The sequence below is a fragment of the Amycolatopsis sp. La24 genome, from assembly GCF_029087445.1.
GTDB lineage: Bacteria > Actinomycetota > Actinomycetes > Mycobacteriales > Pseudonocardiaceae > Amycolatopsis > Amycolatopsis nivea.
The window spans coordinates 105,439-113,993 of record NZ_JARACH010000029.1 but is presented as its reverse complement, the minus strand read 5'-3'; the positions used below and the strand labels follow the sequence as shown (position 1 = coordinate 113,993).

5 protein-coding genes are annotated in these 8,555 nt (G+C 70.4%); 4 read left to right on the top strand and 1 reads right to left on the bottom strand.

Annotated elements, in window-relative coordinates; translation table 11 throughout:
* On the top strand, positions 1-320 hold a 320-nt coding region (locus PUT80_RS25920), incomplete at its 5' end, for an integrase core domain-containing protein (RefSeq protein WP_275293771.1).
* A 377-nt stretch (positions 321-697) separates the two neighbouring features.
* On the opposite strand, the gene PUT80_RS25915 is transcribed toward PUT80_RS25920, so the two are convergent.
* Positions 698-1,138 carry a hotdog fold thioesterase gene (locus tag PUT80_RS25915; protein WP_037818089.1) on the bottom strand — a complete coding sequence of 147 codons (441 nt, stop codon included), beginning with the start codon at positions 1,136-1,138 and terminating at the stop codon, positions 698-700.
* 62 nt (positions 1,139-1,200) lie between these two features.
* Here PUT80_RS25915 and polA point away from each other — a divergent pair, with 62 nt between their 5' ends.
* The 3 genes from polA (at position 1,201) to PUT80_RS25900 (ending at position 8,543) form a co-directional block, all read left to right on the top strand.
* Positions 1,201-3,939, top strand: coding sequence for a DNA polymerase I (gene polA / locus PUT80_RS25910; RefSeq protein WP_037818090.1), 2,739 nt, complete (start codon positions 1,201-1,203; stop codon positions 3,937-3,939).
* A gap of 699 nt (positions 3,940-4,638) precedes the next feature.
* Positions 4,639-6,267, top strand: a complete 1,629-nt coding sequence (locus PUT80_RS25905; RefSeq protein WP_275293770.1) for a trypsin-like peptidase domain-containing protein — start codon at positions 4,639-4,641, stop codon at positions 6,265-6,267.
* Complete coding sequence (locus tag PUT80_RS25900; protein ID WP_275293769.1) at positions 6,264-8,543, top strand: serine/threonine-protein kinase; 2,280 nt, start codon at positions 6,264-6,266, stop codon at positions 8,541-8,543. The genes PUT80_RS25905 and PUT80_RS25900 overlap by 4 nt, the downstream gene beginning before the upstream one ends.
* Positions 8,544-8,555 lie beyond the last annotated feature (12 nt).

The following is an 8,555-nucleotide window of genomic DNA, read 5'->3' as shown; positions in this document are numbered from 1 at the left end:
CCCCGGGCGCGGTGTTCCACTCCGACCGCGGCACCCAATACACATCAACCGAGTTCCGCGACACCCTGACCGCGCACGGCATCCGGCCCTCGATGGGCAGGACCGGGTCCTGCTACGACAACGCCGCCGCCGAATCCTTCTTCGCCACCCTCAAAACCGAGATCGGCGCCCGCTCCTGGACCACCCGACACCAAGCCAGGCAAGCGGTTTTCGCCTACCTCGCCTACTACAACCACCACCGCCTGCACTCCACCCTCGACTACCGCACACCCCACGAAACCCGCCTGAACTACCATCACCACCACGCCCACGCGGCATAAACCCGGTGACCGGCACCCGGGGGAAACCTCAGTCACTACGGCGCGGGGGTGCTTGTCAAGGCGGGAAAGATGCCTTGACAAGCACCCCCGCGCCGTGTTTTTGGCGTCGTATCGGGGGTGGGGGAGGTGTGGGTGCCTGGTTGGGTGGGTGCGCTGGCTGCGGGTGGGTGAGTGGTGGGGCTAGCGCCCCAATGTGGCATTGGGTGCATGTGACGCACCGAATGCCGCATTGGGTGCGTGGGATGCACCCAATGTGGCATTGGGGTTTCTCAGCAGCGGGCGCGGGTGTGTCGATCCTGGGCGCGGACGGTCGTGAGGGGAACCCTGAGGGAATCAGAGTTCCTCGGGGTTCCCCTCACGACCGCCTCTCCATGGGACTAGGCGCCTGGCGGGCGGTCCCGGACCACGCAGGTGAGCCTGGCGGTGCAGGTGCGGCGGCCTTCGTCGTCGGTGAGCACGATTTCCGACGTGATGGTGCCCCGTCCGACGTGCAGGGGGGTCGCGACTCCGGTCACGGTGCCGGAGCGGACTGCGCGGTGGTGGGTGCAGGACAGCTCAAGACCCATCGCGGCGCGTTCCGGGCCTGCGTTCAGTGCGGCCAGCACCGAGCCCAGGGCTTCGGCGACGGTGGCGTTCGCGCCGCCGTGCAGGAGGCCGTAGGGCTGGAGGTTGCCTTCGACGGGGATCGTGCCGACGACCCGCTCGGGGGTCAGCTCCACGAGCTTCAGCCCGATCTTGTCGTTCAGCTGCTGGTCCGCGGCCGCGGGGTCCATGCCCGCGAACTGGCCCGGCGTGATTTCCGCCGTCTGCTCGGTCACTCTCTGCTCCTCAACCTATGCGACACGCAAGAGTGTCAGACCCTCACCCTAGACTCGCCCCCGTGAGCCCGAGTGAGAACCGAACCGTTGCCAAGACCACAGGCGCCGCCGGTGCGCAGGAACGACCCCGGCTGCTGCTGATCGACGGCCATTCGATGGCCTACCGCGCCTTCTTCGCCCTGCCCGCGGAGAATTTCCGCACGAAGACCGGGCAGGTCACCAACGCGGTCTTCGGCTTCACCTCGATGCTCATCAACCTGCTGCGCGACGAGAAGCCGACGCACCTCGCGGTCGCCTTCGACCTCTCGCGCAAGACCTTCCGGTCGGAGACGTACGCCGACTACAAGGCAAACCGCAGCGCCACGCCGGACGAGTTCCGCGGCCAGGTCGACCTGGTCAAAGAGGTGCTCGAGGTGCTCGGCATCCCTTCGCTCACGAAGGAGAACTACGAGGCCGACGACGTCATCGCCACGCTCACCACGCAGGCGGGCGAGGACTACGACGTCCTGATCTGCACCGGCGACCGCGACGCGTTGCAGCTCGTCACCGATCGGGTGACCGTTTTGTACCCGAAGCGGGGCGTCTCCGACCTCGTGCGGTTCACGCCGGACGCGGTGGAAGAGAAGTACGGCCTCACGCCGACCCAGTACCCGGACTTCGCGGCCCTGCGCGGCGACCCGTCGGACAACCTGCCCGGCATCCCCGGCGTGGGGGAGAAGACCGCGGCCAAGTGGATCCGGCAGTTCGGCAGCCTGGCCGACCTGATCGACCGGGTCGACGAGGTCAAGGGCAAGGTCGGCAACGCGCTGCGCGAGCACCTGTCCTCGGTCCAGCTCAACCGGCAGCTCACCGAGCTGGTCCGCGACGTGCCGCTGGAGTCCGTGCCGGACCAGCTGGAGCTGCGCCCGTGGGACCGCGAGGCAGTGCACCGGCTCTTCGACGAGCTGGAGTTCCGCGTCCTGCGCGACCGCCTGTTCGAGACGCTGAGCAGCGCCGAACCGGAGGCCGAGGAAGGCTTCGAGGTGTCCGGCTCCGCGCTCGCGCCGGGTGCGCTCGGCGCGTGGCTCGAAGCGCACGCCGGTGCGGCCGAGCCGGTCGCGCTGTCGTTCCGGACCACGGGTTCGTCGGTCCGTTCCGACCTCAAGGCGGTCGCCTTCGCCACGGCTGACGGCGAGGGTGCGTACGTCGACGTCACGGCGATGGACGAGGCGGACGACCGGGCGCTGTCGGCGTGGCTGGCGGACCCGAAGATCCGCAAGATCGGCCACGACCTGAAGGTGCCGCTGCACGCGGTGCGCTCCCGCGGCTGGACGTTCGGCGGGCTCAGCATGGACACCGCGCTCGCCGCGTACCTCGCGCGGCCGGGGCAGCGCACGTTCGGGCTCGACGACCTGGCCCTCCGCTACCTGCACCGCGAGCTGCGCTCGGAAGCGGGAGACGGCGACGGCCAGCTGTCGCTGCTCGACGGCGGCGCGGACGAGCTGGAGCAGAAGGAAATCTCCGCCGAGCTGGTGAAGGCCCGCGCGGTCTTCGAGCTGGCCGGCGCGCTCGCCACCGAGCTGGAGGAGCTCGGCGGCGCGAAGCTGCTGGCCGAGCTGGAACTCCCGCTGCTCGAAGTGATCACCGAACTGGAAGCGGCGGGCATCGCGGTCGACGTCGACCAGCTCACCGAGCTGGAGGCGCACTACCTCAGCCGGGTCACACAGGCCGCGGAATCCGCGTACGAGGTGATCGGCAAGCAGATCAACCTCGGTTCGCCGAAGCAGCTGCAGGTGGTGCTGTTCGACGAGCTGGGCATGCCGAAGACCAAGCGCACCAAGACCGGCTACACCACCGACGCGGACGCGCTGCAGTCGCTGTTCGAGAAGACCGAGCACCCGTTCCTGCAGCACATGCTGGAACACCGCGACGCGACGCGGCTGCGCACCACGGTCGAGGGCCTGATCAAATCGGTCGCCGACGACGGGCGCATCCACACCACGCTGCAGCAGACGATCGCGGCCACCGGACGGCTGTCGTCGATCGAGCCGAACCTGCAGAACATCCCGGTGCGCACCGAGGAAGGCAGGCGCATCCGCGACGCGTTCGTGGTCGGCGACGGCTACGTCGAGCTGATGACCGCGGACTACAGCCAGATCGAAATGCGGATCATGGCGCACCTGTCGAAGGACGAGGGCCTCATCGAAGCCTTCAACAGCGGCGAGGACCTGCACACGTTCGTAGCGTCGCGTGCGTTTTCCGTGCCCGCCGCGGAAATCACGGCGGAACAGCGCTACCGCGTCAAGGCGATGTCGTACGGATTGGCATACGGCCTGTCGGCGTACGGGCTGTCGCAGCAGCTGAAGATCTCGACGGAAGACGCGAAAGAGCAGATGGAGGCGTACTTCTCGCGGTTCGGCGGGGTGCGCGACTACCTGCAGTCGGTCGTCGGGGAGGCTGCGAAGCGCGGGTACACCGAGACGATCTTCGGCCGCCGCCGCTACCTGCCGGACCTGAACAGCGACAACCGGCAGCGCCGCGAAATGGCCGAGCGGATGGCGCTCAACGCCCCGATCCAGGGCAGCGCGGCCGACATCATCAAGGTGGCGATGCTGAACGTGCACCGCGCCCTCGCCGAAGCGGGCTCGCGCAGCCGCGTGCTGCTCCAGGTCCACGACGAACTGGTCCTGGAAATCGCCGACGGCGAGCGTGCGGACGTCGAGAAACTGGTCCGCGAGGGCATGGGCTCGGCCGCGGAACTCACCGTGCCGCTGGAGGTTTCGGTCGGGTACGGACGCTCGTGGAACGAGGCCGCGCACTGAGTTGAGGCACGCCCGGGGCCGGTCGGCGACAGGCCCCGGGCACTCAGGCACAGCGAGGCTGGAACGGACTCGGCGAGTCCGAACGGGCAGGCACGAGTCGGCCGTGCGGGCGAGGGCGTCCGGCCAGCGATCGCGGTTCGTCGGCGTGGACGAAAGAAATCGGCGGCTCGCCCGTTCGGACGAGCACGGGCGGGGATTCACGGATCTTCGCCGCGGGCAAGGCAATCGGCGGCACATCCGGGCACGCGCGCGAATCGGCGGCACCGGCGACAGCTCTGCGCCGAAGGCGAACACCGGCGCGGGCAACGGAATCGGTAGCGAACCCAGCCGAGCAAACCCGCGCGGGCAACGGAATCGGTAGCGAATCCAGCCGAGCAAACCCGCGCGGGCATCGGAATAGGTAGCGAATCCGGCCGAGCAAACCCGAATCAGCAGCCTCCGCAGATCCGCCGTCCGCCTCGGCCAACCCGCGTCGAACCCGGCGCGGAAGGCCCAGAACCCTTGCCCGACAACCCAAGCAAGATCGCCACCACCGTCGCGGCGATCTGACTGCCCGCCAACACGATGCGACTCCCCGAAACCGGTGTCACCCACGAGAAGTGTCTGCACGCCGCTGAACGGGTGAGCTTGCTGCTCCAGCGTGGGCCACTTTCCGCGAACGCCGCCCGGGCCGCCGATCGCGCGGCGTAGGGTCCCCTCGTGGGGTACCAGGCCGAGCGTCGACGCTGGCGGGTTCGCCTGCGCGACCGCACCGGCGGGATCCGCGGGGCAGGCACCATGCTCGACGAGGACCATGTGCTCACCTGCGCGCACGTCGTCGAGCGGGCGGGCGGGCCGGACGCGGACGTCCTGGTCGATTTCGTCGGGCTGCCCGGCACCCCGGTCGGTTCCGGCCGCGTCGTGCCGGGGGCGTGGGTGCCGCCGGGGCCGGACGAGCGCGGCGACATCGCGGTGCTGCGGCTGGCCGAGCGGGTGCCGGGAGCCAAGGGCGCGCCGTTGTACCGGATGCCATTGTCCGACGGGCAGGCCGTGCGCGCCTACGGGTTTCCGGAAGGCGCGGACGAGGGGCTGTGGACGTTCGGCGAGCTCGCCGGCGAGGGCGGGCCCGGATGCGAATGGGTGCAGCTGGGCCGGAAGAACGACGACCAGCCGATCACCGGCGGGTTCAGCGGCACCGCCGTGCTCGACGAGGAGACCGGCCGCGTGGTCGGCATGGTCGTGTCCCGCTACCAGGCCGAGGGCGAGCGGGTCGCGTGGATGATCCCGGTCGAGACGATTCTGGGCTACCTCGGCGCGGACCGGTGGGGGCGGGGGAGCCCGGCCGTCGACCAGACCTTCGGCCGCGAACTCGACCGGGTCGCCTACGACCCGCAGTTCGCGCGCGAGGTCGTGGGCTGGTTCGGCGAGGGGCACGGCGTGTGGATCGTCGTGACCGGCGAGGCCGGGTCCGCGAAGGCCGCCGCGCTGGATCTCGCGGTGGTGCTCGCCGACCGGGAGCGTTCGGCGGCGGCGAACGCACTGCGCGACACCCTGGCCAAGGAAACCTTGCCGCCGGCGGGAAGCGTCGACCTCGCGGTGGACGCGGCGGGCAAAACCTCGGCTCAGGTGCGGCAGCGGCTCGCCGAGCGGCTTGACCTCACGCTGGACAACGGGGTGACGCATTCGGGCGTCGGCCGCACGGTGGTGGTGAACGCGATCGACGACGCGGCCGAGCCGGAACAGCTGATCGGCGAGGTGCTCGCGCCGCTCGCGGACCGCGCCGCGGGGCTGGGGATCCGGCTCGCGCTCGGGTTCCGCCGCGAGTCGTCGCCGGGGCTGACGGAGTTGCGGTCGCGCCGGAACGGAGCGCGCCCGGACGGGTTGGCGCGCCGGATTTCCGCGCTGGACAAGCAGATCGACGAACTCGCCGCGATCGAGGAACACCTCTCCGAACTGGCTCCGCGGTTCGCGGTGAGCGACATTCCGCCGCCGCGAGTGCGTCGCCGGCGTGGCGCGGTGAGCCGGTTGCAGGAAGCCGCCGATCTCGGTGAGGTCGCGTGGGCGGAACGACACGTCGAGGAAGTCGCCGGGGTGGTGGCCGCCGATCTGGCCGCGGCGAAAAGCGCGCGCGATCGCCTGGACGCGGCACATGACCGCCGTACCGAGTTGAGATTTCGTCTCGACGGTTACGGAGAGCGTGCCCGCGCAGCCGGCCGGGTCGAGGATCCGCTGCTGGATTCGTTGTACGCCAACGCTTGGCATCTGCTGTACGAGGGCGCGTGCGATCCGGAGGAGGCCGCGGCGGCCGTCGAGGCGTTCGGTGCCGCGGTGCGCAAGGGGAATCGATGACCGCCTGCGCCCGCCCGGACTGCTCCGGCACGATCAGCCGCGCCGGGTTCTGCGCGAAATGCGGCTGGGCGCCGGGATCCGAGCCGAAGAAGCCGCCGCCGAAAGCCGACGCGACGCTCGTCATCCCCGCTCCGGGCGCGAGTCGGATCGCCGACACCGTCGTCACTCGGGAGCAGCAGACCGCCGGGCACGGCACCGGCGACGACTACATCCCGCTCCCGGTAGTCGTCCTGCCGGACATCGCCGGGCGTGTCCTCGCTGATCCGCACGTCGCCGAGGACGAACGGTACTGCGGCAAACGCGGTTGCGGCGCGCCGGTCGGCCGCTCGGCGGGTGGCCGTCCCGCGCGCACCGAAGGCTTCTGCTCGCAGTGCGGGACGCCGTTTTCCTTCTCTCCCAAGCTGTTTCCGGACGACGTGGTCGACGGCCGCTACCAGGTGCACGGCTGCATCGCCCGCGGCGGCCTCGGGTACGTCTACCTCGGCACCGACCTGCGGCTGAAGCAGTACGTCGCGCTGAAAGGCCTGCTCAACACCGGCGACGAAGCCGCGGTGCGGATCGCCGAGACCGAGAGCCAGGTGCTGACCTCGCTCGACCACCCGAACATCGTCCGGATCCACGACGTCGCCACGCATCCCGATCCGCACGGCGGGCCGGACGCGCGCTACATCGTCATGGAGTTCGTCGACGGCCTCCCGCTCGCCGAGGTGATGCGGCGCGGCCGCGCGATGCTCGACGGGCCCGAGGGCAAGCTGCTGGTCGAGCACGTCGTGGCGTACGGCCGCGAGATCCTCACCGCGCTTGGCTACCTGCACGAACAGGGGCTGCTGTACTGCGATCTGAGCCCGCAGAACGTGATCCACGGCGAGAGGCGGGTCAAGCTGATCGATTTCGGCGCGATCCGCAAGATCGGCGACCAGACCAGCCCGATCGTCGGCAATCCGCGGTTCCAGATCGGCGCGACCGAACTGGACGAGCACGGCCTCACCGTGCGCTCGGACATCCACACCGTCGGCGCGACGCTGCGCGACCTGTTCCGCTGCAGCGACGGCTGGCCGCGTCCGGCCGACAAACGGATCGCGCTCGGCGTCGAATCCTTCACCCAGGTGCTCGACCGCGCGACCGGGCCGTACGAGCACCGGTTCGCCACCACCGGCGAAATGCTCGTGCAGCTCGACGGCGTCCTGCACGAGATCCTTTCGCTGCGCGATCGTCAGTCGCGCCCGTCGATCTCCACCCTGTTCACCGAAGCGGCGGTACTGCTGGACGCCGGGCTCGGCCAGCCGCGGCCGGTCGGGGAGTGGGTGCGTCGCGCCCGGCGCACCGCGGGCCCGCTCGGCGCGCTGCCCGCACCGCTCGACATCGCGCTCGGATTGCCGGTGCCGCACGAGGATCCGCACGATCCGGCGGTCACCTTCCTGCGCACCGTCCGCGCGCCGGATCCCGCTCGGCTGCTGAAGAAACTCGAACGCGCGGACTCGACGGTCGAGGTCGAGCTGCGCCGCTGCCGGGCCTGGCTCGAACTGTCCCAAGTGGACTCAACTGGCACGGAGCAAGCCGCGCGACGAGTGGACGCGGCCGAGAAACTGCTCGGCGCCCGGGCGAAGCACGACTGGCGGATCGCCTGGCATCGCGGGCTGGTCGCGCTCGCCGCGGGCGCGGTGGAGAGCGCGCAGACCTGGTTCGAGCGCGTCCACCGCGACATCCCGGGGGAGGAGACGCCGAAGCTCGCGCTCGGCCTGTGCGCGGAGCACTGCGGCGGCCCGAAGAAGGCGGCGCGCTACTACGACGCGCTGTGGGTGCGCGACCATCTGCAGGTCAACGCCGTTTTCGGGCTGGCTCGCGGGCATCTGCAGCTGGACGAGCGCACGGCCGCGGTGGAACTGCTGGACCAGGTCCCGGAGTACTCGCGGCACGACGAGGCGGCCCGGATCGCCGGAATCCGCGTGCGCGCGGGCATCCTGCCGGTGGGCGACGCGCTGCCCGACATCGAGGACCTGGCCGAGTCGATCGACCGGCTGTCCGCGCTGGAAGTCGACAGCGACACCTCGGACCGGCTCACCGCCGAGGTCCGGGAGAGCGCGCTGCGGTGCTTCCTGGCCGGGATGCGCGGGATGCCGCCGGGTCCGGTGCTCGGCGAACGGCTCGACGAGCACGGGCTGCGGCTGCTGGTGGAGCAGTCGTACCGGCGGATCGCGCGCCGGGCGGGTTCGGCTGAGTACCACGACGCTTTGGTCGACCGCGCGAACGAGACGAGGCCGACGACCTGGGTGTAGGCGGCGAAGGGG